This window comes from Pseudomonas sp. HY13-MNA-CIBAN-0226, assembly GCF_040310305.1.
GTDB classification, from domain to species: Bacteria; Pseudomonadota; Gammaproteobacteria; order Pseudomonadales; family Pseudomonadaceae; genus Aquipseudomonas; species Aquipseudomonas gregormendelii.
Genome location: NZ_JBEOPS010000444.1, coordinates 1 through 252, shown reverse-complemented (window position 1 = coordinate 252; position 252 = coordinate 1). Strand labels below are relative to the sequence as shown.

The window sequence follows — 252 nt, the reverse complement described above, 5'->3', positions numbered from 1 at the left end:
GCGCTGGCTCAACGAAGGGGCGCACGCCCTGCGCAGCCTGTTCTCGCTGGCGCAACAGTACCGCTACTCGGGTTGCACCCGGGATGACTTCGCGGCCAAGAATGCCGCCGCCCGGGCCGCCCTGGAGAAGCTTGGGGAACTGCCGCAGGAGGTGCTCGAAGGCGCGCTGCGTTCGCGCTATGCCCCACCGATCATCCGGCGCTCGGCGCTGGCCGCCTCGGCTCAGCAGGATGCCGCGGATGCCAGTGACGA

1 protein-coding gene is annotated in these 252 nt (G+C 70.2%); it reads left to right on the top strand.

Annotation, left to right across the window (positions count from 1 at the left end):
• A partial coding sequence (locus AAEZ05_RS29455) for an AcaB family transcriptional regulator (RefSeq protein ID WP_350650163.1) occupies positions 1-252 on the top strand: 252 nt, incomplete at both ends.